Here is a 21194-nt window from a genome sequence, read left to right as displayed (position 1 = left end):
CCGTCTCTTCTACCTCCTGATGGCAATGTTGCGCACTGCCATAGCGCATTCTTTAGGTACAGCGATCGTGATCACTGGAGTACGATCAAATTTCTTCGGGTTCAGCACTTTCAGCACGCGAGCGGTGCATACTCTTTGCCCCTCTCGATTTAAGCCATCAACGATTTCACCCTTTTCGGGAAGGGGTAGAAATTCATAGGGCAGTTGCACCGTGGCCTCTGCCTCTGAATACGTCATGTCTATCACAAAGATGGCCTGTCCGGGACAGGCGGCGATGCAGAGGCCACATCCGGTGCATTTATCCTCCACTAACACGGGCAAATTAGTGATGGGTTCGCCTACCTGGATTGCTTCATTAGGGCAGGCTGCTTCGCACGGATTGCACGGAATCTCCTGTGCACACTCAATGACTACCACGGGGCCTTGTTCCAGCCTCTCTTTAGAAGGCATACCAGGCAATGTGGCTAGTTCCTCCAAAGAGAGCGCACCGTCTTTCGCTAGTGTCATTGGCTACACCTCTGATTCAAGTGTTCTTTGCCTTGTTTTCTGGCTCCGCCAAAGGGCCCACTGCGCAGCTCATCCAGCCGTCTCAAAATTTGTTCCTTCTTGCATGCTGCTTCTTCAGGGGATAGATAACCCAAAGCTTCTGCTACAGCGATCCCAGCCAGCTTTCCTTCTTCCATAGCTGTGCTTGCCTCTTCTATCCCAGACATATCCCCTGCGACATAGATGCCAGGCACAGTGGTCTCCATGTTCTCATTGTGCACTGGTATGTGTCCCCCAAGCTGAGGAATATAGTCGAATTGACACCCTGCCATCCATGCTAATTCGGAAAGCGGCGTAAGCCCTAAAGCGAGGCAGATAACGTCTACTTGATATACCTTTTCTGTCCCAGGAATTTCATGCCAGCTTTCATCCAGCCCGATAGAGACCGCTTCCTCTACCTTCTCCTTGCCCCGCGCCTCTTTGATCGTCGTGGAGGTGAGGATGGGCACGCCGTGGCGTCTGAGTTTGCTGGCATGCACGCCGTAGCCGCCCACTTTGGGCATTGCCTCCAGCACAGCAACTACTTCCGCCCCTGCTTGCAGCAATTGATAGCTAACAATCAAGCCCACGTTTCCAGAGCCTACCATCAGTACCCTCCGTCCGGGGAGCACGCGATGGATGTTCACCAGAGTCTGTATGGCTCCTGCACCCATGACTCCGGGGAGGGTCCAACCCGGGAAAGCCAGCGCGTTCTCTGCTGCTCCTGTAGCTAGGAGGATTTTTTGCGCCTTGAGCGTGAGATTTTTCTGCTCATGGATAATGCCCAGGGTGTGGTCAGAAAAGATACCCCAGACGACCGAATTGAGCAGAACTTGAACGCCGCATGCTTCCACTTCGCGGAGCAACTTCGCGCCGATATCTATGCCACGGATACCGGCATAATGCTCCTTCGAGCCGAAGAATTTATGGATTTGTTTGAAGAGCTGTCCTCCGGGTTTCTCGTTTTCGTCGATCAGTACTACCTGTACCCCGGCACGGGCTGCTTCGATAGCCGCCGAAAGCCCCGCTGGTCCGGCACCCACGATGGCAAGTTCAGTCTCCTTCATGGAAGGGCCTCCTAAATTCGCCCAGTCCATGCTGAGTTTGGATCTTCATCCCTGCCTTGACCGGCGTGACGCAGGTTCGGACATTTGGGATGCCATCTACCGTCATCATGCAATCTGTGCAGCGACCGATGGCGCAGAAGACGCCCCGCGACTCATGCCGCTTCCGCGTATAGCGAAAGATGTGTTTCCCTGCGGCCAGCAAGGCCGCTGCAATTGGCTCTCCCTCGATTGCTTGGATGACTTGGCCATCCACTTCGATCTCGACCAAGCGTGGCTTCTTCATTTCCCCTAATATAGGGTGTATCTCAACGCGCATATTTGCTCCTTCAACTACGAGTCAACGATGCCCCATGATTAGGGACCGATTTTATTGTAAAAACACACGCAATGCGTGCTACAATACGACATAAGGTTGGCTTGAGCGCGCGAGGTCGGCTTCGATCATGAACTTTTCGACCATGTCCAGATGTTCCTTCATCCGCGTTGCAGCCAACTCTGCGTTTTGTGCCTCGATGGATTTGTAAATATGGTGGTGCTCCTGAACTGCTTGCCGCCATCTTCCCGGTGTGGCTAAGGTGGAACCCATCATGAGGGTAAGCCATAGTTTTTGGCCCATCAATTCGTGCACAATGGTCATCATGCGTAGCAGGACAGGGTTCTCCGTGGCTTCGGCAATGGCTAGATGAAATTTACGATCTCCTTCGTAAAAAGCGTGTGCGTCCGTAGGAGAGCTGCCTACCCAATTCAGTGTTTCTTGAAGGTGGCCCAGGGATGCTTCGGAACGCTGTTGGGCGGCGAGGGCAGCGATAGCGGGTTCTACCGCTTTTCTGGCTTGTAGGATGATGAACGGGCTTTCCAGATCCTGTTCCGGCCAAGCGTTACCAAGGGCAAGGGCGGTGGAGGCGCCAGGAGAAATGAAAGTGCCCTGCCCAGGCCGGGTTTCAACCAAACCTAGTATCTGCAGGGCACTAAGGGCTTCTCGGAGGGAGGCGCGGCTAACCTGTAGTTGTTCGGCCAATTCGCGCTCAGGCGGCAATTGGCTCCCTTCGGGGAATACGCCTTTGAGGATCAGAGCCTTGATCTGATCCGCTATGTGCATATATACCCTTTGCGTCTTGACCGGACTAAAAACCATTTGGCTCCCCAACAGTCATTGTTCCCAGACGCACTTTGTCAGGTCTGAAATCAAGGGCCAATGCCAATTGTGCTTACGGCAAGCCAGGAGTCAATCGCCTAGTGAATTTTTCCAACATGATGATGCTTCCCGCTGCTTTGGTTGGCCAGGTGTAATTATCATGGTCTGATGGTCAGACCACAATTTATTCTATTATAACATGCTTTCTAAAATTTGTCAAATTTGGCGTGCGCTTGCGCCCAATAGATTGTTTCGCTCTAGACAAACTACCAGTCTGCCCTCGCCCTTAAGTCCTAATAGGTCTAGGCTATTTCTCCTCCTGAGAAGGAAGAGCTCACAAGTTACGGAACATGCATCATGTTTTGATTGCTGCGTGCACCTCGGCTCATGGTTTCTCCAGTGCTCCCATGCTCCCGCGCTCCCGTGCCCATATCTAGTGTCCTATCCTCGGATCGAATGTCTGCAACATCGGTTTGGGGGAACGTTTAGCCAAACGAGGACTTGCTTTTAGTTGCTGCCTCTAACGTAGATGTAGGAACCAGGCAGTTTCCGCATCCGATTTATCAATCCAAGTCTTGAGCGATAAGCGATTCATATAACTTCAATTTGTCTGCTAATCCTGCTTTAATCACCTACGAATTAGGCTTCATGAGAGTGTTGAAAAAGTCGGAAAGACTTTACAATAGCCACAATATGTTGTATGGCCAAGCATTGTAAACACAACATGTGGCTATGATTTCAAATAACTCCTATATTTTTCAACACCCTCCTTCATCACGATGGAATTTGGTGCGGTAGGCGGGTATAGTGATCATCGGAGGACGCTCGTGTTCGGTGATCTCTTCCTCATCTAGGCAAAACCGCCCCGGTTCACTGCGGATGATCTTCATCGTGCGGGTCAGGTCATCCAGCAAGCGCACTTGGGCGCGCGACTCCAGGCGCGAGGCAAAAACCTGTAGGATAGCGAAAGCCATCTTACTTAAGTCGCTTAGCTCCTGGTGCTGGTGCGTGCGCATCTCCAAATTGGATTGAGCAATCGCCTGCAGGCCATGTTGCCGCAACAGATCCACCAGTAGGCCAGCTTCGACACCGTAGCCAACGAAGAAGGGTACGCATTCGAGTGCGCTCCGCCGCCCGGCATACTCGCCTGCTAGAGGCTGCACAATCCCCGAGAGTTCAGGGAAAAAGAGGTTGATCATAGGTCGTGCCAGCAACTCGGTCACTCGCCCCCCGCCGCTAACTTCTACCTTGCTTCCTACTCGAATGGGACGTTGATAGAAACCTTTCACATACTGGATGCGTCTCCAGTTCAGCAGTGGTCCCAGGATGCCGATGACAAAACGCGGATGGATGTTGACAATGTCGGTGTCAATCCAGGCAATGATGTCTCCTTGGGCCACGTAGAGGCTCTTCCACAGTGCTTCTCCTTTGCCACTGTAACTGCCCACTTCATCCGCCAGTACCTCTTGGTGAATATAGACTGGTACGCCCAAAGAGGAGGCAATTTCGCGGGTGCGGTCAGCGGAGCCGCTGTCCATGAGGATGATCTCATCCAGGAGAGGGTGTTCCTCCATCAATGCCGCCTTGATTGTGGTGATGACCTTGCCCACCGTCGCTTCCTCGTTGAGTGCTGGAAGCACCAAACTGATGGTCAGTCCCTGTGCCCTTTTATTGCGCACCAGTTGTTCCACATCTCTGAATTCGCTCCAGTGGAAAGTATTCGTCGCAAACCAACGACTCACCTGCTCGGAAAGCGAAGGCCGGCTGATTGTCTCGAGAGGAAGCAGCACTTCTGGGATTTCTTTGCCCCCTGGGTAGAAGGAACGCACCAGAAAAATGGGTAGCTCCGTTTGAGCCAAAAGCTCAGCAGGCACTCTGCCCAAGGTGCTTGTGGTAGCCGATTCAGGCAGCGTGGTTCCGATGACGAGTGCGTGGTAGTCGGTGGCGAGTCGCCGGATAACCCTCAACGGGTTGCCGCTGAGCGAAACAACCCGCGAGATGAAAGGCATTCTGTCTTTTAGTCGCTTCAGGGCTGGCATGGGCTCAGTCCCGCTTTTGACGGCTACTACATCAATTTGCTCGCCGCTGATGCGGTGCAGAGCCAGGGCAAGGCGCAGCATCAGTTTCAGGTGTGGTCCACCGCGGATCGCCAAAAGGACGCGGTCGTAGCGATGCACTGCACCGCGGGAAAGGATCAGATCGCATGGCGCATGGCTGAGTACCTCTTCTAAAGAAGCGCCCAACACAGTTGTGCGTGTTTTGTCCCAAGTAAGCAGCAGCAGATTTGCAGGGTTGTCTTGGAGTTCGCTGAGGACGTCCAACCAGGGTATGTGGCTCACTCTCACACGCGGCATGAGGTACAGGGGGAGATAGGATAGGTCCTTCACCAATGTGGTCAGTGTTTCCCGGATTTCCTGCGCCGGCAGGGCTGCTTCACTGAGGGAGTGTCCTTCCGGCACGATGACCACACCCATCAGGTCAATCTGGCCACCCTCTGGCGGGAGGAGATGGCTGGCAAGCGTCACCAGGTCAGCGTGTGCATCCTCCTTGCGCAAAGGGAGCAAAATGCGGTATTTGGACATCATGACTCCTTTACAGGTGCTCGAAGCGTTCCACATTCAGCACGAAGGCTGTTGCACCACCCACTGCTACCTGCACTGGCTGCGTCCAGCCCCGTGCTGTCGCCACATCGCTCAAGGGCACCACTGGCGAGACAAACTCGCGTCGCGGCCGGCAGCATTTGCGCAAGATGGCCAGCACGGCGTTTACCTTGTCATCTTCAACGCCAATCAGGATGGTCGTATTGCCGCGCACCAGAAATCCACCTGTGCTGCTGATTTTGGTAGCGCGGTATCCCTCGGCCATCAGGGTATCCAAGAGTTCTTTGGCATCTGCACTTTGGACAATGGCCAAAATGAGTTTCATCTTTTACTCCTCGACTTGTTCTTCTATTAATGGGATAACCCGGTTGTTGACGATCGTTTCCCAACGGTATTCCTGCAATACCCGACGACGCAGGCGGAAAGCAGGATCGGCCAGAAGTTTGCTCGCAATCAAAGCTGCTACGTGTGCTGGATCGGCTTGGGGCGAGAAATAGTGAACCTCTATTCCCCCTGTAGCCTCTAGCGGGGGAATGCGGCTACAGAAAATGGGCAGGCGCAGCAATCCTGCTTCGAGCATCGGGATGCCAAACCCTTCCCCTAGGCTAGGGAAGAGCAGGGCATCTGCTATGAGATAGAGGTTAGCCATTGTTGCGTTATCAGGCACCAGTGGTTGCTTTTCCTCGCCCAGTTCGTAGACAAAGTGCGCTGCATTGAGCAGGTTCAAATCACGGCGCAGAGATTGCAGCTCTGCTAGGTAGGCTACATTGGCTGGGTTATGCGGGCCTGGAGGGCCGGTCACTACCAGCCGTGCATCCAAGCCTGTCTGCTCCCGCAATGCAGCCAGCACTTGGACAGCCAGTTGGATGTTCTTGCGTCGGGTGATACGTGCTGGTAACAACAGCACCAAGTCTGCGTCAAGCAGGTGGTAAAACGACTCAATATGTTGTGTCGTCTCCGTCCAACGGAAAAAGGTGGGAAGGTCTACTCCGGGTGGCACTACTTTCACTGCTTCAGGGGCAATACTATAGAGAGCCGCCACTTCTCTTCGACGTGGCTCTGAGACCGTGACCTGGGTCACTCCTGGCCAGGGTTGTCGCAGCAAATCCCAGGGGTAACCTGTATACATTTCATCCTTATACTGGCGGCTTTGCCAGGCCAAGTCGTGATGCCAGGCCAAGGTGCGTGGGTGAGGAGGCGGCTCTTCGGTGAGCAACCGGTGCAGTGCCGCGGTCAATGGCAGGTTCTTGTGCAAAGTAAAGAGGTTGTGGGCAATGAGTACATCCGTGTTCGCGATGTAGGGGCGCAAGAGATCTGTGACGCGATCGCGTAGCATTCCAAACTGTGGAGTGACCTGCCCACGATCCAGCTCCTCTTTGACCGCCAGCACCTGCGGATGGCGCGAGTCCATCTCTGGTAGGACGTGAAGGGCAACCCGCGGATGAAAAGCTTCGCCACGTCCAGCGATCACTCGCACTTGGTAGCCAGCCTGAGCAAGCAAGCGCGCATGATGGTAAATCGTGTGCTCTACCCCGCCCACGATGGGTGGTGCCGAATAGTGCAAAATGGTGATACGCGCCTTCGCTGCGGTGCCAGGCAGCTGGTTCACCACCTGCGCGTCAATGAGCTCTTCTGATCTCGTTCTGCTCGCTGACCGATTTACGGCTGATTTGGCCATGGCTCAAGCCCCCAAACACTGATCTACCAGAGCAGCCAAGCGCCTTTCCAAAGCACGGTAGGAATAGTAGCGTGTCCCTAGTGCATAGTTGTGGTCAACCATTTCCTTGGCCAGATTGGGGTTGTACAGCACCGCTCGCGCTTCACGGACCGTATTCTCATCAATGAACTCATCGAAACCAATGACACGGAAGCCCTTGGGCTGGATATCGGTCTTGAATATCTCGTAAGTGCTCATCACGATGGGGCGGCGGTAGTAGATCGTCTCCAGAAAGGCGTTGCCGAATCCTTCGACAAGCGATGGGTACGTCACCAAATTGGCCTGCTGGTAGGCATCTGCCAGGGAATAGATAGGACGTCCATCGGCAGTCCATCCGCGGTCGTAATGGATGCGGTCTGAGGCGAAGAGCACCCGCACGCCAACCAAGCGGGCATAATCGCGAAGATAGGCTTCGTAGGCGTGGCCTTCATCGCCGGCCTCGTGTGAGATGACCAGCACACATGGGGCATCCAGACGTCGTGCCAGTTCAATGGAGTGTTCGATGCGCTTGCGCGGGACGATGCGCGTCGGCTGCAAGAGGAAGAATTCATCAGCAGCGATACCCAGCTCAGAACGCATTTCCACAGCGTAGGCATCTGGCTCTGGTGGCGGTGTGTCAAAGTCCATCACGTTGGGGATGAGCACCGATCCATTGCCTGTGCGCAAGGCCAGTTGTTGAGCGGCAAAAGAGTTGATGACGACATGGCAGATGGAAGGCAATGCGGGTGGAAAAGCAGCTCGTAGGTAGTCCGCAGCGCCAGAGAGGGCATAGCGATGGCGTTCCCAGTAAAAGTCATGGTGATGGGCGATAGTGTGCAAGTTGGTTTCAGCGATGAGCTCGGTCAATGCCAGTCCAAGGGGGACGTTCATGGGCAGAGACAAGGCGTTTTCCACAATCAGCAGCCGGATGCCAAAGGTGCGCACAAACTTGCGCAAATGCCTCTTCAGGAATTGGGTCAATCTCTGCACGGCTCGTGAGGTCTTAGGTGACCTGATGTAGTCATCAAAAAGATCTGCATGAACGGCACGGATATCTGGGTGGTTAAAGTGTGCTTCCTCCACTACGTAAGAACGCTCCTGAGGCCGATCAGACTCTCCTACGAAGTAGAAGCATTCGAAGCCAAAGCGCGTCAGGATGTCAGCCCATTTGCCTACCTCGAGCGAAACACCATCCGTTCCGGAGAGGCGCGTGGACACAAACCCTATTGCCACTTCCCGGCTCCGTGATTTTCTTCTCATGTTTTCTCCCGCGTCAATTTTGACATAACGATACACTTGGCCAGGCATTACTTGCCTGCCGTAAATACTATAACATATCCAACCAAGTTGCGCAAGTAGGCGTGCAGTGGAACTGCGGCTGCGAGCTGTAATACCATTTTTCGCTCCAGAGCGCGCTCTTATTGCGATGCGCGTGTTCTTGTGCAGATTAATAGAGGGATAATTTCGTTATGTCCATGGGAGTTTGACCAGAGTCGTGTTTCATATTAAAATTTGACTAGCTCACCAAAGTGGAAAGATGACAATGTTAGGGGATATCTCACAGATACAGGCTCTGTTGTTTGACCTCGATGGTACACTGCTGGATGCTTTCGACCAGTACGCGCTCTCTTTGATCGCTGCAATAAAATATTTCCATCTCCCGACGCCAACACGTGAACGCGTGCGCCAATTGATGGGAAGTTCTGGAGACTATGCTCTCCTCAGCCTGGGAGTACAACCTGAGCAGGTTCAAGAGGCGCATTGGCGCTGGGTGGAGTGGGCGCAGGCTATTGCTCACTTGGCGCGTCCTTTCCCCAGCGTGGTGCCTTTGCTGAAGCGCCTGCGTCATGCTGGCTACCGCTTGGGCATTGTCACTTCGCGCCCACACCGCAGTGTCAAGGTCACCCCATCGGCAGTGGAACTGGTTTCGCTGGTGGACCTGCTGGTGGCGCGCGATGATACGGTGGAGGGGAAGCCCCATCCAGAGCCTGTGTTGTATGCCTTGAACAGGCTTTCCCTGTCGCCAGAACAAGCCGCCTATGTGGGCGATGCGCATTACGACATCGAGGCGGGACGGCGCGCTGGTTGCCTCACTATCCTGGCGACATGGGACGGCATGCACCTCGATCCAAATGGTAAGTACCAACCTCATTTTACGGTTGCCTCGCCTGATGAATTGGCTGACCTGGTGCTAAACAGAAAATAGGGTGAATAGCAATACTGCAGTGGTCAGCGTGAATGGAGGATCTCGTGATTACGGGGAGGATTTATTATGGAATGGAAACCTATAGGCCCAGAGAACATGCTCGCTGATGGCATGATGACCGAGATAAAAGTAGGCGATATCACTGTACTTCTAGCTCGGGTGGAAGGCACCTATTACGCTGTCCAGGGTCTTTGTCCACATCAGAAGGCACATCTGGCACGCGGAAAACTGGGCGGATTTGTTGTTACTTGCCCAGGACACAAGTCGCAGTTCGACCTGCGTGACGGACGCAATCTGGTGTGGCTTCCTAAGCTCCCCCCACTGGCGCGTCGGATGGCTGAAGCGCTCAAGAAACCAGAAGGACTGCAGGCCTTCCGCACGCGAGTGGAGGATGGGCAAGTGTGGGTTGAGATTGGCTAAACGACATCCTGTTCGCCCAAGATGAAAAATTTGACAATTTGGCCAATCTGGAGTATTTTATAGATAACTGCGTGAATATTCCGCACGATGGAGGCGGGTCATTGCTGGGCCGCTATCGCGTGAGTGTAGGCCCTCGTCCAAGCTAGGCCTCCATGGGCGGTGGAGAGGAGGTGATGCCTATAAGCACAAAGCAGTAGGTGCGTCATCGGTTTAGGACTCTCTTACCCATATCTTTTAGAAGGAGGTAATACATGCTAACGGCTTTAGTTTTGGCGATTTGGGCCTATTTGTGTATTTACGATATCCTTGGTCCGTGCTTCTTCCTCGGATTTCGCCCTCTGATCGCTGGCTTTGTTGCAGGGATCCTCGTGGGCGATGTCCAGACAGGCATGATGGTCGGCGGCACGTTGGAGTTGATGGCTCTCGGCGTTTATACCTATGGTGGTGCCACGATCCCTGATTATACGGTTGGGGCGATCCTGGGCACGTATTTTGGCAAAGCCGTGGGCTTTGAGACAGGGGTTGCTTTGGCTATCCCAGCGGCTCTGTTGCTGACGCAAGTGGATATCGTGAACCGCTTCCTCAACTTTGTCTTCGTGCACCGCGCAGACCGCTATGCAGAGGAGGGCAATGCCACTGCCTTTGACCGCATGATGATTTTCACAAGCCATATTATTTGGGGCTTGTCACGAGCTATTCCCGTGTTCCTGGCAGTGGCCTTTGGCGAAGGGCTGGTGAAAGGCGTGTCCAGCTTCTTCGAGGCAAATCCCTGGTTTGCCAAGGGCATTACCGTCACCGGCGGAATTCTGCCTGCTCTGGGATTCGCAATGCTGCTCAAGATCTTGCCTGTCGAGCAATATCCCGCTTTCTTGTTGATTGGGTTCGTGATGTATGCTTACCTCAAGATGCCCCTTGTTGGCATCGCGCTGGCAGCCTTTGCTATTGCATTGGTCTTCCAGCAACTGAAGTATCGGCCTAAGGAGGCATAACCATGGCACAGAAGAAACTCACCCGTGCTGACCTGATGTCGGCGTTTTGGCGTTATGTTTTCCTGTTCCAGTGCGGCTGGAACTATGAACGCATGCAGTCTGTAGGTTACTGCTTCTCGATACTTCCTGTCTTGAAGAAGACCCGCCCCGATCCAGAGGAGTTCAAGGAAGCCTTCATTACCAACCTGAACTTCTTTAACACCAACCCGGTAGTAGGTGCTCCGCTGATTATTGGCGCACACATCGCGTTGGAGGAGGCAGGGGCATCTCTGGAGACAACGGAGGGCCTTAAGGTTGGCCTGATGGGTCCGCTGGCTGGCGTGGGTGATACCCTGGTCTGGGCGCTCTACAATAGCATCATCTTCAGCATTGGCTCTGTCATGGCCCTCCAGGGCAACGCGCTGGGGCCAATTCTGGTCATCCTGCTGGTCTTCTTCCCCTATCTGGCTGTTCGTTACTGGCAGTTCTTCTGGGCATACAACCAGGGTACGAACATTGTGGCACAGTTGGGTAGCGGAGCCATCCAGCGGATTACGGAACTGGCTACTATTGCTGGGTTGATCGTGGTGGGTGGCTTTGCGCCCTCCATCGTGCGCCTAACCACTCCGCTCAAATGGGCGCGCGAAGTGGTTGTGCGCGGCGAAAAAGTGACACAAACAGTTGAAGTGCAGCCCCAGTTGGATGCGATCATGCCGTATTTGCTGCCTGTGTTGGTCACCTTCCTGGCGTATTGGTTGCTTAAGAAGAAGGGCTGGAGTCCTACGCGCGTGATCGTCGTCCTGGTGATCATTGGCTTTGTGGGCGGTGCACTAGGGATCTTTGGCTAAAAGCGAACAGCGCTGACAACCCCTGAAAACAGCGAGGTAATTGGGATGCTTGCCTTCCCAGTTACCTCGCAACTTTGCATAAAAAGGACAAGACATGAAGTACATAGAATATCTCGATGAAGTATGCAAGTCCATACAAAGAATGAAAGAGACACAAAAGGAAGCCATACGCAAGGCCGCGGCACTCGTGGGCGATACGATTATCGGCGGTGGTCTGGTATACACCTTTGGCAGTGGCCATTCGCAACTGCTATCGCAAGAAGTCCATGCGCGTGCTGGTGGATTATACCCCGTGGTGCAGATCGTGGATCCCATGTGGGGTCGTGCTGAGCGTCTAGAAGGTTTTGCCGATGTCTTGCTGAAGGGCTTGCCGCTCAAAGCTGGCGAGACGATCTTTGTCATCTCCAATTCCGGACGAAATCCGGAACCTATCGAAGTAGCCATGCGGGCTAAAGAAATGGGCTTGCATGTGATTGCGGTTACTTCGTTAGCCCACTCCAAAAGCGTATCATCGCGCCATTCCAGTGGCAAGAAATTGTACGAACTTGGGGATGTGGTGCTGGACACGGGGACACCGCCTGGCGATGCCTGCTTGGATTTCGAAGGCTTGCCTGTGAAGGCAGGAGCCGTGTCCACTGTGCTTGGCGCCGCCCTGATGAATGCTGTGATGGTTGAGGCTATCCAGTATATATTGGATAAAGGGGAAACTCCTCCCGTGTTGATGAGTGCGAACCTGGATGGCTCTGACGAATACAATGCCCGCGTAATGGCGCGTTATCAAACGCGTGTAGGCAGCGTATTTGGTTTGCACTCATAAATAGGTTATCATTTATAAAGATTGGGGGAAAGTTGGTTGGAATTGTCGTTGTCTGTCACGGCGCGATGGGAGATGGGCTGCTGGATGCATCGCGCATGATCGTTGGTGAGCAGAAGGGTGTTGTGGCGGTCAACCTGCGCGAGGAAGACAGCGTGGAAAGCTTGATGGATCGCGTTGCGGCAGCCGTAGAAAAAGTGAATAGTGGGGATGGCGTCCTAATCCTGGTGGATGTTTTCGGAGCTAGCCCCTTCAATGCCAGTGCCCGATTGGCCATGCAGCGTGATCAGATCGAGGTAGTATCTGGTGTGAGCCTGCCCATGCTGCTGGAAGTTGCTGTCCAACGAGAGGGTCAGAGCCTGGCAGAGTTGGTGGAGGTCGCGCGCGAGGCAGGGATCAGCAGCATCCGTACTTTGTCAGAGACTTTGGGCAGAAAGCCCGTTGAGCAATAAACTATAATGAGCTTGAGGGAGTAACATGCCAGTCATTCATGTACGTATGGATAATCGCTTGATTCACGGCCAGATCCTGGTGTCCTGGAACGCCGAGTTCAAAATCGACCACATCATCGTGACCAACGACCAGGTAGCCGCCGATCCACTGCAAGTAACACTTTTAAAGGCGGTGGCGCCTATTGGCGCCAAAGTATCGGTGCTTTCCATCAAGGACTGTGTAGCTTATTGCAATGGCAATCCTGAGGCGGAGAAGGAGAACATCTTCATTATCGCCAAATTCCCGGAGGACGGGTTAGCTCTAGTGGAAAATGGTTTGAAAATGCCGGTCCTGAACCTGGGCAATCAGGCTTTTGTGCGCGGTTCCAAAAAGATTTCCAATACGGTGTATCTGACGGAATCCGGCGTGAAGGCTTTGAAGAAGCTGCATGAGATGGGTATCCGCATCACCTGCCGCATGATGCCCTCGGATCCAGATACGGAGTATTGGCCTGTTATTGAAAAGACCTTACCGGAATGGGCCAAGTAGTGATGCTGCCTGCATGGTGTGATGTTTTTGCCAGGGGCCTGCGCTATAGGCAGTGAAGGCTCCTTTCTTTGTGACTACTTTGTGGACAATACTCATTGCCAATGGAGGTCTAGGTGGCAAACAAAGCATTGGAGTATACAAAAGTGGTACAAGAGGTATTGCAGCGGATTGTCGAGACCCAGATGGAGCAGATCGAACGTGCTGCAAAGATCGCTGCCGATGCTATTGCTCAGGATGGCATTCTCTACACCTTCGGCACTGGCCATTCGCATGTCATTGCCGAGGATGTAGCCTACCGTGCTGGAGGGCTGGCCCCTGTAGATGCTATCCTGGAGCCCAGCCTGACTGGGCATTCCAAGGTGTGGCAAAGCGAGTACATGGAACGCGTGGAAGGAATGGCCGAAGTGATCCTGAACTACTATGGCATTTCTTCTAAGGATGCTCTTGTCGTGATTTCCAACTCGGGACGGAATGCTGCTCCCATCGAGATGGCGGCAGGAGCCAAAGCCCGGGGCGTGCCAGTAATCGCTATCACGTCCTTGGCTCATTCCAAAGGGACGACCTCACGCCATTCTAGTGGCAAGAAACTGTACGAATTGGTAGATGTGGTGATAGACAATTGCTGCCCGAAAGGGGATTGCCTGCTCCATCTGCCTGGTTTGCCGGTGCCAGTAGGAGCCGGGTCCGGAGTGGCCGGCATGTTTATCATGCATACCATTATTGTGCAAACTATCCAGAATCTGCTGGAACGCGGCATTCAACCGCCTGTATTCATGAGTGGCAACCTGGATGGCAGCGATGAGTACAACCAGGCGCTCCTAGACCGCTACAAAGGGCGCATCAAGATCTGGTGAGGCGAGGTATGAGAAAACAACTTTTAGCAGGAGCGGTGGAGGTGGATATCACTCCCCCGGTGGGCGCGGGCTTTGATGGCTACAGTGCCCGTCAGGGAACCAGCCTAGGTGTCTTGGATCCACTGCTGGCACAACTCTTGCTGCTGAAATGCGGCGAGGATCAGATCGTGCTCATCAGCATGGACCTGTTGGGAGTGAGCCTGGATTTCACTCAGCGGGTGCGCGCAGGCATCGAACAAGCGATCGGAGTGCCGACTCACTGCACGATGGTCACCTGTTCGCATACACACTCGGGGGCTGGAGGATTTTTGCCGCATATACCTGGTATCCATACCGCTCCCGACCCCGACCTTCAGCGGATGGTAGAGCGCAAACTGGTAGGAGCAGCAATCTGGGCTCAAGAGTGCTTACAACCGGCGCGACTGGGCGTTGGGAAGGGTGAGGTAGAGGGCATTGGCCTCAACCGCAATGACCCTGAAAGCGGGGTTGTGGATCATGACGTGGTTGTGCTGCGTGTGGATGATGCCTCCGGTCAGCCTATCGCGGTTGTCATGAATTATGGTTGCCACCCAACAGTGTTGGGTTACCAGAACCTGTTCTTCTCTGCAGACTACCCAGGAGCAGCGCGGGCTGCATTGCGCAGCATTTACCCGCATACTGTTTTCCTGTATACTAACGGAGCTTCGGGAGACATCAGCACGCGCTTTACCAGGCGGGGTCAGTCCTATGACGAAGTAGAGCGTATGGGACGCATCTTGGCTGGCGAGGTGCTCAAAGAGATGCAGCTTATCGTGATGCAGGACACAGTGCGTCTAGGAGCTCATGTCACTGAGGTGGAGCCCAAGTTTCGATGTTTTCCATCCTCCGATGAAGCGCAGCGCGAGTTGGAGCGATTGCAAGCCGAACTGGAAGCGTTAAAAGCAGCCGGGGCAACCCATGGCGAAATTCGTCGTGCCACTACGCGAGTTGAGGGTGCCATGGGCCAAGCAATGATGGCCAAACAACTAGACAATGTCAAGCCACGAAGTAGCCAGGTCCAATTGCTGCAGATAGGCGATCTGGCGCTCGTTGGGTGGCCCGGCGAGGCCTTCACGCGTACCGTGATGGAGATCAAGCAGCAAAGCAAGTATCCATACACGGCGGTGGTCAGTTATGCCAATGACTACTTGGGCTATTTCCCGGATGCTGTCTCGATAGCCGAGGGGACCTACGAAGCGCTCATCAGTCCCTATGGTGCGGATGCTGCCGAGGAGTTGCGTGATGTGGCATTGCGCTTGCTAAAAGAGGACTGACATGTTAGGGATCGATCCACAATTCTTGCTGAGATTTTTTGGAGTTGTTTTCACCGCGTTAGGCGTGGCTGCGCGGCTTGGTTTGTGGAAGAATTGGTACTGGCGTTCGCGAGGAACGGCCTATGGCTACATCCCTCTGGGGCTGCTATTCCTAGTATATTCTTTTCATTCCACGGTCGAGGCACGGTTAGGTTCGTACTATATCTTGTACCAAGGTCTCTTTGTGCTCTTGATCCTCTGTGGACTGTGGTGGACGGTACAGCCACCGTCTTTTATCAAGCCTGCCTGGGTGCGCTGGGTCGAAGCATATCCCAAAGAGATCTATGACGCCATGATGAAAGCGGTTGAGCAGGGCGAAAAGTGGGAGCCTCACGTAGCCAGTCCAGAGAAGTTGGAAAATTGGGTCAAATCCCTGCGCGGCAAAAAGCGCAGGGCCAAGGGCTAAAAATATAGCAGTGAGTGCGTGCCACATGGCTCTGCTGCTGAATTCCCAAGTGGCCGTGTTGTGCGATTTCGATGGCACAGCAACGCCTTGCATTGTGATTGATATGCTGTATCGCAGATTTGCCGCTCCCTCTTGCCTGCAAATGGTCAAGCTTTGGGAGCAGGGCAAGATCAGCACCCCAGAGGAGATGAGGGCCTGTTTTGCCACTATAACTGCCGGTCGTGCCGAGATGGAGCATCTACTGGACTCGGTTCCTTTGGATCCTGCTTTCCCCGATTTGGTGAGTTTTTGCCAGCAACAAGGTTACCCATTCGCTATTGTCAGCGATGGGCTGACTTGGTATATCCGCTATATCCTCGAACGTCACGGTATCCACCATGTGCAGGTTTATGCCAATGAAATTCACTTTGGACCCGATGGATTGCATTTGTCTTTCCCTTGGTATAGCGCGGAATCTCCATTGCGCGGCACATCCAAATTGGCTTTTGTGCGACGCTATAAAGCAGAGGGTTTTCAGGTCGTGTTTATCGGCGATGGCTTGTCCGATATCGAGGTTGTGGGAGCAGCCGATGTCTTGTTCGCACGAGCAAGTCTATTAGATTATTGCCGTGAGCAACGCATTCCGGCAATGCCTTTCTCGAACTTGTCCGAAGTGCTGGATAACCTTCGTGGCAGCGAGGCATTGAATAAGCAACGAGGGCTCTAGCGCTTCGGAGGTTTTTCTCCCTTGCGACGCATGCTTTCCTCAGCGGCCTTCACGCGCGCATTGAAGATAAGACGTGGCGGTATACGAGCCAACATGCCTAGCAGAAAAGTTCCACCCCATACAAGCGCCACTATTGCCACGATCCAGATGGGCGTGAATCCACGATAGTAGAGCACATAAGCCTGAATAGCATAAGCGGGATAAGTAAGCCAGACCAGTGTGCTCAGCGGACGATAGAGCTTGCGGTCAAAGTAAAACTGAAAGAGGCTTTCTAACAGCACCAAAGTGGCAATACCGGCTACAATGCCAGCGCGTAAGTTGAACAAACTGGTTACAGCTACAATGACTAGCACAGCTACATCGTGGGGGATAGCCTGCCAGCCGATGCGTTCCTGCTCATAGCGCTTGGCTTCGATGACCTGGCGTAGCACATCTTTGAACTCTGCTTCACCAAGCAGGGGAAAGTCGCGCAGCAAGCGTGCTTGCTCTTCGGCGCTCAATCTCTCTAGTTGACCAATCTTATAATCATAAAGTTGTCGTGCCAGCATGCGTCCTTGTTCTGTGCGTGCGTCTGATTTGCTGCCTTTGCGTGGCATGGATTCGCTCTCCTTCCATCGCATATAGAGGGCATTCCCCCTGGCTTACATCTCAAGAATCAAAACTTAACGCGATGTATCCACCCAATAGGATAAGTGGGGTGGTTGGTCTGGATTCAATCCCTGGGCTAGGGAACGGTAATATGCCATGTATTGAATCGCGGGCATGTAGAGCAATCCTCGCGCCAGTTCATTCAGGCCCGAGTTCAATTCCAGCACATAATCTGCATGCCCTCGCAGTTCTCCGTCGGCTCGGTCGCAAAGAGCCCAGGTCACGCCTCCCAGGGCTTTCATATCGCGCAGGAAATGCTTTTCTTCTTGTTGAGCAGTATCTGACATAAATGCTATCATCAACATCTGCCTATCCACGGTGGATTGTGGGCCATGGCGGAATTCGAGCATAGGATAAGCATCAACGGGCAGCAGCGCCATTTCCTTGATCTTCAGTTGGGCTTCCCGTGCTAGACCAAAGAATGGCCCATTACCAACGCAGGCATATTTGATTAAATCGGTACGCTGCCCCAGTGTCTTGCCCAGATCATGATAAGTTGCCAACTGCGTCTGGCATAGCGTAGGCAAGCGACGCAATGCTTCGAGGGTGGTGGTGTCATCCGCAACGATCGCGGCAAGCAGTTGTGCGGCCAGTGTCATTCCCGTGAATGAGCGAGTGGTAGCCACGGCGCGATCTCTAGCAGGGGTGAGAATTAGAGGCAGGTCGCACTTCGTAGCCAATGGGCTATCTTCGGTACAGGTAATACCGATGACAGGAATGCCATTGCATTGCAAATACTCCAGAGCATAGATGACTTCTGTAGTCCTGCCTGAGCGCGAAATCAGTATCGCTAAAGAGTTGCGCTTGCTGAGCAAGACATTTTGGGGAAATAGGTAAATCTCTGCTGCTGCAGCAGCACGTGCCGAGAGGCCTGTTTGCATTTGCAGTACGGATGCGGCGTAAAGCGCGGCGTTCAGACCGGAGCCACATCCGCTGCAAATCACTTCATCTACGTTGGCGAGCTGCCTCTTGATTTCTTCTGCGCGCTTGGTAACTAGGGGAATGATCTCCGCCCAGATTTTGTCCTGACTTGCGATTTCGTCACGCATGAATGCGCCGCGTGTGTAATTGGACATAAAAGCCTCCATTGTCGAATGGCTTGCGCAATGGATTATACAAGGCGGAGAGGGTGTGGTCAAACTGGCAGTTTCACAGCAGTTGGATAGCGCTGGTTTGACTTAGGATGTAATCATGCCTAAGATGTGAGCACTGCAAATGGTAGCCAACAAGGAAAAGGAGGAATAGCTCGCTATGGCAATGGTGCTTTACTATGCAACGGTGTTTACCCCGACAGAGGTCATCGAGCGTGGGGCCGTAGTTATTTCCGATGACGGCCGCATCGCTTACGTAGGGCCAATGGAAGGGGCACCCCGTGCGGATGGACTGCGTATGGACATGCGTGGTCGCATTGTCGTCCCAGGCTTTATAGACGTGCATGTACACGGTGGTAAGGGCATCGATTTTGAGACGCCTGGGCAATTGGCAGAAGACTTGCGTGCCTATTCTGAGTGGGTAGCCTGCACCGGAGTGACCGGTTTTCTGTGCTCTATTTCCGCTCCTTCTGCGGAGGAATTGGTGCAAATGGTGCGTGCCTATGCTGATGTGTTGGACGCGGGCATGTCTGGCGCAGAAGCCTTGGGGCTGCATCTAGAAGGCCCATATTTAAGCAAGGAGAAAAAGGGAGCGTTTAACCCAGCCTGGCTGCGTCAGCCAGCGATGGAGGAAGCGGAGACGGTGTTGCAGGCTGGGCGTGGCTGGATTCGCCAGATGACTCTGGCGCCAGAACTGCCTGGCGCCCAAGAAATAGCGGCACGCTTCCGTGCCGCAGGAGTGGTCGTCTCGTTAGGACATACGAACGCTGATTACGAATTGGCTAGTGCTGCCTTGCGGGGCAATTTTACTCACGTCACTCATACTTTTAACGCGCAGCGTGGCTTTCAACATCGCGAGCCAGGCGTTTTCGGAGCTATTTTGACCTCTGACGAAGTGACCGCAGAACTCATTGCCGATACAGTGCATGTCCATCCTGGGGCAATGAAAATGCTGATCCGCTGCCTGGGTACCGATCGCGTTGTGCTCATTACGGATGCCATGCCTGGAGCTGGTTTGCCCGATGGGACCTACGAGTTAGTGGGCCACGTTGTCACGGTCAAGGATGGCATCGCGACGCTGGCTGATGGCACCCTTGCTGGCAGCACGGCAACATTGAACCAATGCGTGCGCAATGTCCGTCAGAAGGTTGGAGTGCCATTGCCCGAAGCAGTGAAGATGGCTTCCCTTAATCCAGCCCGTGCAATGGGCTTTTCCGATCGCTTGGGAAGCATCGCTGTGGGCAAAGACGCCAGTTTGTCCGTTATTGATGAACAGGTCAACGTATACATGACCCTGGTCAAGGGGCGGATCGTTTACTCTGGATTTTGAGTTTCCGCGCCAGTTAATTGAAAGAGATTGCCTCAGGGGAGATGGCCAGTTGGCTTTTTGTCCCTTTCAAAGGCTCTTATAATGGCAAGCGGATCAACTCGCCTCCGTGTGCAGCAGAGATATAGGCTGCCTCAATCACTTCTTGTGCGGCGGCACCAGCCCGGAAATCAACTTGAGAGGGTTTCTTCTCCGCCACATTGAGGATAAAATCGTAGGCAGCTGCCAGGTGGGCATTGGTCATATGACCCTGGGAGTATTTGGCACTTGGCCAAATCTGCTCGATGGGACGCTCTCCAGGAATAGGCGGTAGGTTCATGGTTCCTCTTATCCACTGTTGCCGACGCAGGTCATAAAGATAGGCAAAGTTGGGTTCACGTACTTGGAAGAGCAGGGCCCCTTTATTGCCATAGACCTCGAACTCAGTTGCGTCCTCTGCACCGGCAGCCATGCGTGTGACTTCGAGCACGCCCACTGCGCCGCTGGCAAGTTCCAATGTGCAGAGTGCCCAATCATCTACGTCCACTGGCTCTCTTTTTTCACTGCCTGGTGTGGTGCAACGCTCGCAGATGAAGGTACGCATGGCAGCCCGCACCGTCACAATACCACCCAACAGATAGTGGGTCAAATCTACCAGATGAGCGCCCAGATCCATAAAAGCGCCGCCTCCAGCCTGTGCCCGTCGCAAACGCCAAGACATTGGGCGCTCGTAGTCCAAATAGCCGCTGTGAAACATGCGGGCACGAAAGTGGAAAACCTCACCGACCTCGCCTGCGTCAATGAGTGCTTTCATTTGGCGTATGGCAGGCAAGTAACGCAGCACATAGGCCACGTGAGTTAGCGCTCCCGTGCTCTCGGCCAGGTCGGCCATAGCACGGGCATCCTCAAGCGTGCAGGCTAGCGGCTTCTCACAATATACGGCAAGACCTGACTCCAACGCCCTTTGAGCATGTTGACGGTGCAGGTAATTAGGCGAACATATGTCCACAATATCCAAGGGCTGAGCATAGAATTTGGCCTGGTCGGTTGTGGCAAGGGCAAAGCTATTCATCGCTTCTTCTTCGCTGTCTAACCGCGAGCGGAGCACTGCTACGAGATTAGCCACCACTGGTGATTTTGGGAAGCAAAATGGTATGTCGCGATAGGCGATAGTGTGAATCTTGCCAATATATCCCAGTCCAATGAGTCCAATGTTCATCTTCTTCGTCATCTAAAGTCCTCCTAGGAGTTTACATGGCGGTTTCGCAACAGCCTGGCTGCTATGATAGCACATGTTCTATCCGCAAGCAAAGCGATGCCTTTCCACGGCGGAGCGTTATTGTCAAATTGCCGAGTGAGTGATAAATGGTAAGGGCCACATATTCGTAGGGCGGCTTTTCTAGCCGCTTTCTTCTGTCATTGCGAGGGCGCTTTGCGCCCGAAGCAATCTCGTGAGTGAGAGGTGATGAGTGAAGAGGGCAGCATATTCGCAGGGCGGCTTTTCTAGCTGCCTTCCTCCGCTTGGCGTGGGCAACAGCCCACACCGGGTCAGTTGGGGGATGACCATCAACGAGTGGGGAACGAATAAACGA

At 53.6% G+C, this 21194-nt stretch carries 23 protein-coding genes; 12 read left to right on the top strand and 11 right to left on the bottom strand.

Features of this window, described 5'->3' with window-relative positions; translation table 11 throughout:
- Positions 1-9 precede the first annotated feature (9 nt).
- The 8 genes from H5T67_00680 to H5T67_00645 all read right to left on the bottom strand — a co-directional run bounded on the left by H5T67_00680 (position 10) and on the right by H5T67_00645 (position 8283).
- The gene (locus tag H5T67_00680; GenBank protein MBC7243833.1) at positions 10-507 is read right to left on the bottom strand and encodes a 4Fe-4S dicluster domain-containing protein; all 498 of its coding nucleotides are present in this window, start codon (positions 505-507) and stop codon (positions 10-12) included.
- On the bottom strand, positions 504-1592 hold the full coding sequence (locus tag H5T67_00675) for an FAD-dependent oxidoreductase (protein MBC7243832.1): 1089 nt from the start codon (positions 1590-1592) through the stop codon (positions 504-506). Before H5T67_00675 ends, H5T67_00680 begins: the two co-directional genes overlap by 4 nt.
- On the bottom strand, positions 1579-1908 hold the full coding sequence (locus tag H5T67_00670; GenBank protein ID MBC7243831.1) for a (2Fe-2S)-binding protein: 330 nt from the start codon (positions 1906-1908) through the stop codon (positions 1579-1581). Before H5T67_00670 ends, H5T67_00675 begins: the two co-directional genes overlap by 14 nt.
- Positions 1909-1986: 78 nt before the next feature.
- Entirely contained in the window at positions 1987-2727 is a 741-nt protein-coding gene (locus tag H5T67_00665) for a FadR family transcriptional regulator (protein ID MBC7243830.1), read from the bottom strand.
- A gap of 758 nt (positions 2728-3485) precedes the next feature.
- On the bottom strand, positions 3486-4736 hold the full coding sequence (locus H5T67_00660) for a glucosyl-3-phosphoglycerate synthase (protein ID MBC7243829.1): 1251 nt from the start codon (positions 4734-4736) through the stop codon (positions 3486-3488).
- Positions 4737-5319: 583 nt separating this feature from the next.
- Entirely contained in the window at positions 5320-5652 is a 333-nt protein-coding gene (locus H5T67_00655; GenBank protein MBC7243828.1) for a cyclic-di-AMP receptor, read from the bottom strand.
- A 3-nt stretch (positions 5653-5655) separates the two neighbouring features.
- Positions 5656-7005, bottom strand: a complete 1350-nt coding sequence (locus H5T67_00650; GenBank protein MBC7243827.1) for a glycosyltransferase family 4 protein — start codon at positions 7003-7005, stop codon at positions 5656-5658.
- A gap of 3 nt (positions 7006-7008) precedes the next feature.
- The gene (locus H5T67_00645) at positions 7009-8283 is read right to left on the bottom strand and encodes a glycosyltransferase family 4 protein (GenBank protein MBC7243826.1); all 1275 of its coding nucleotides are present in this window, start codon (positions 8281-8283) and stop codon (positions 7009-7011) included.
- Positions 8284-8560: 277 nt separating this feature from the next.
- Here H5T67_00645 and H5T67_00640 point away from each other — a divergent pair, with 277 nt between their 5' ends.
- From H5T67_00640 to H5T67_00590, 11 genes are all read left to right on the top strand, one after another.
- Entirely contained in the window at positions 8561-9229 is a 669-nt protein-coding gene (locus tag H5T67_00640; GenBank protein ID MBC7243825.1) for an HAD family hydrolase, read from the top strand.
- 66 nt (positions 9230-9295) lie between these two features.
- Positions 9296-9649 (top strand): Rieske 2Fe-2S domain-containing protein, encoded by a 354-nt coding sequence (locus H5T67_00635; GenBank protein ID MBC7243824.1) that lies wholly within the window; start codon positions 9296-9298, stop codon positions 9647-9649.
- Positions 9650-9900: 251 nt separating this feature from the next.
- Positions 9901-10638, top strand: coding sequence for a PTS sugar transporter subunit IIC (locus tag H5T67_00630; protein MBC7243823.1), 738 nt, complete (start codon positions 9901-9903; stop codon positions 10636-10638).
- A gap of 2 nt (positions 10639-10640) precedes the next feature.
- Positions 10641-11465 carry a PTS system mannose/fructose/sorbose family transporter subunit IID gene (locus H5T67_00625; protein MBC7243822.1) on the top strand — a complete coding sequence of 275 codons (825 nt, stop codon included), beginning with the start codon at positions 10641-10643 and terminating at the stop codon, positions 11463-11465.
- A 94-nt stretch (positions 11466-11559) separates the two neighbouring features.
- Positions 11560-12282, top strand: coding sequence for an SIS domain-containing protein (locus H5T67_00620; protein ID MBC7243821.1), 723 nt, complete (start codon positions 11560-11562; stop codon positions 12280-12282).
- 32 nt (positions 12283-12314) lie between these two features.
- A complete protein-coding gene (locus tag H5T67_00615) occupies positions 12315-12731 on the top strand; it encodes a PTS sugar transporter subunit IIA (protein MBC7243820.1) in 417 nt (138 codons plus the stop codon).
- Positions 12732-12756: 25 nt separating this feature from the next.
- Entirely contained in the window at positions 12757-13260 is a 504-nt protein-coding gene (locus tag H5T67_00610) for a PTS sugar transporter subunit IIB (GenBank protein MBC7243819.1), read from the top strand.
- 128 nt (positions 13261-13388) lie between these two features.
- On the top strand, positions 13389-14114 hold the full coding sequence (locus H5T67_00605; GenBank protein ID MBC7243818.1) for an SIS domain-containing protein: 726 nt from the start codon (positions 13389-13391) through the stop codon (positions 14112-14114).
- A gap of 8 nt (positions 14115-14122) precedes the next feature.
- Positions 14123-15406 (top strand): neutral/alkaline non-lysosomal ceramidase N-terminal domain-containing protein, encoded by a 1284-nt coding sequence (locus H5T67_00600; GenBank protein ID MBC7243817.1) that lies wholly within the window; start codon positions 14123-14125, stop codon positions 15404-15406.
- A gap of 1 nt (position 15407) precedes the next feature.
- Positions 15408-15851, top strand: coding sequence for a hypothetical protein (locus H5T67_00595; GenBank protein ID MBC7243816.1), 444 nt, complete (start codon positions 15408-15410; stop codon positions 15849-15851).
- 25 nt (positions 15852-15876) lie between these two features.
- Complete coding sequence (locus tag H5T67_00590) at positions 15877-16557, top strand: MtnX-like HAD-IB family phosphatase (GenBank protein MBC7243815.1); 681 nt, start codon at positions 15877-15879, stop codon at positions 16555-16557.
- Here the strand turns inward: H5T67_00590 and H5T67_00585 are convergent.
- A complete protein-coding gene (locus tag H5T67_00585) occupies positions 16554-17153 on the bottom strand; it encodes a hypothetical protein (protein ID MBC7243814.1) in 600 nt (199 codons plus the stop codon). The genes H5T67_00590 and H5T67_00585 overlap by 4 nt on opposite strands.
- A 66-nt stretch (positions 17154-17219) precedes the next feature.
- Positions 17220-18281, bottom strand: a complete 1062-nt coding sequence (locus H5T67_00580) for an SIS domain-containing protein (protein MBC7243813.1) — start codon at positions 18279-18281, stop codon at positions 17220-17222.
- A 175-nt stretch (positions 18282-18456) separates the two neighbouring features.
- On the opposite strand from H5T67_00580, the gene nagA reads away from it, so the two are divergent.
- Positions 18457-19626, top strand: coding sequence for an N-acetylglucosamine-6-phosphate deacetylase (gene nagA / locus H5T67_00575; GenBank protein MBC7243812.1), 1170 nt, complete (start codon positions 18457-18459; stop codon positions 19624-19626).
- Positions 19627-19702: 76 nt separating this feature from the next.
- Here nagA and H5T67_00570 read toward each other — a convergent pair whose 3' ends face one another.
- Entirely contained in the window at positions 19703-20833 is a 1131-nt protein-coding gene (locus H5T67_00570; protein MBC7243811.1) for a Gfo/Idh/MocA family oxidoreductase, read from the bottom strand.
- Positions 20834-21194: the final 361 nt, after the last annotated feature.

The organism is Chloroflexota bacterium (genome assembly GCA_014360905.1).
Classification (GTDB): domain Bacteria; phylum Chloroflexota; class Anaerolineae; order UBA2200; family UBA2200; genus JACIWX01.
Note: the sequence above shows the minus strand (reverse complement) of the source record. Positions and strands in the feature narration are given on the sequence as shown.

What these genes read in the sequence shown, in the direction of transcription:
- H5T67_00680 (MBC7243833.1), bottom strand. Translation starts at nt 507, where the DNA reads ATGACACTAGCGAAAGACGGTGCGCTCTCTTTGGAGGAACTAGCCACA.
- H5T67_00675 (MBC7243832.1), bottom strand. Translation starts at nt 1,592, where the DNA reads ATGAAGGAGACTGAACTTGCCATCGTGGGTGCCGGACCAGCGGGGCTT.
- H5T67_00670 (MBC7243831.1), bottom strand. Translation starts at nt 1,908, where the DNA reads ATGCGCGTTGAGATACACCCTATATTAGGGGAAATGAAGAAGCCACGC.
- H5T67_00665 (MBC7243830.1), bottom strand. Translation starts at nt 2,727, where the DNA reads ATGGTTTTTAGTCCGGTCAAGACGCAAAGGGTATATATGCACATAGCG.
- H5T67_00660 (MBC7243829.1), bottom strand. Translation starts at nt 4,736, where the DNA reads ATGCCTTTCATCTCGCGGGTTGTTTCGCTCAGCGGCAACCCGTTGAGG.
- H5T67_00655 (MBC7243828.1), bottom strand. Translation starts at nt 5,652, where the DNA reads ATGAAACTCATTTTGGCCATTGTCCAAAGTGCAGATGCCAAAGAACTC.
- H5T67_00650 (MBC7243827.1), bottom strand. Translation starts at nt 7,005, where the DNA reads ATGGCCAAATCAGCCGTAAATCGGTCAGCGAGCAGAACGAGATCAGAA.
- H5T67_00645 (MBC7243826.1), bottom strand. Translation starts at nt 8,283, where the DNA reads ATGAGAAGAAAATCACGGAGCCGGGAAGTGGCAATAGGGTTTGTGTCC.
- H5T67_00640 (MBC7243825.1), top strand. Translation starts at nt 8,561, where the DNA reads ATGACAATGTTAGGGGATATCTCACAGATACAGGCTCTGTTGTTTGAC.
- H5T67_00635 (MBC7243824.1), top strand. Translation starts at nt 9,296, where the DNA reads ATGGAATGGAAACCTATAGGCCCAGAGAACATGCTCGCTGATGGCATG.
- H5T67_00630 (MBC7243823.1), top strand. Translation starts at nt 9,901, where the DNA reads ATGCTAACGGCTTTAGTTTTGGCGATTTGGGCCTATTTGTGTATTTAC.
- H5T67_00625 (MBC7243822.1), top strand. Translation starts at nt 10,641, where the DNA reads ATGGCACAGAAGAAACTCACCCGTGCTGACCTGATGTCGGCGTTTTGG.
- H5T67_00620 (MBC7243821.1), top strand. Translation starts at nt 11,560, where the DNA reads ATGAAGTACATAGAATATCTCGATGAAGTATGCAAGTCCATACAAAGA.
- H5T67_00610 (MBC7243819.1), top strand. Translation starts at nt 12,757, where the DNA reads ATGCCAGTCATTCATGTACGTATGGATAATCGCTTGATTCACGGCCAG.
- H5T67_00600 (MBC7243817.1), top strand. Translation starts at nt 14,123, where the DNA reads ATGAGAAAACAACTTTTAGCAGGAGCGGTGGAGGTGGATATCACTCCC.
- H5T67_00595 (MBC7243816.1), top strand. Translation starts at nt 15,408, where the DNA reads ATGTTAGGGATCGATCCACAATTCTTGCTGAGATTTTTTGGAGTTGTT.
- H5T67_00590 (MBC7243815.1), top strand. Translation starts at nt 15,877, where the DNA reads ATGGCTCTGCTGCTGAATTCCCAAGTGGCCGTGTTGTGCGATTTCGAT.
- H5T67_00585 (MBC7243814.1), bottom strand. Translation starts at nt 17,153, where the DNA reads ATGCCACGCAAAGGCAGCAAATCAGACGCACGCACAGAACAAGGACGC.
- H5T67_00580 (MBC7243813.1), bottom strand. Translation starts at nt 18,281, where the DNA reads ATGTCCAATTACACACGCGGCGCATTCATGCGTGACGAAATCGCAAGT.
- nagA (MBC7243812.1), top strand. Translation starts at nt 18,457, where the DNA reads ATGGCAATGGTGCTTTACTATGCAACGGTGTTTACCCCGACAGAGGTC.
- H5T67_00570 (MBC7243811.1), bottom strand. Translation starts at nt 20,833, where the DNA reads ATGACGAAGAAGATGAACATTGGACTCATTGGACTGGGATATATTGGC.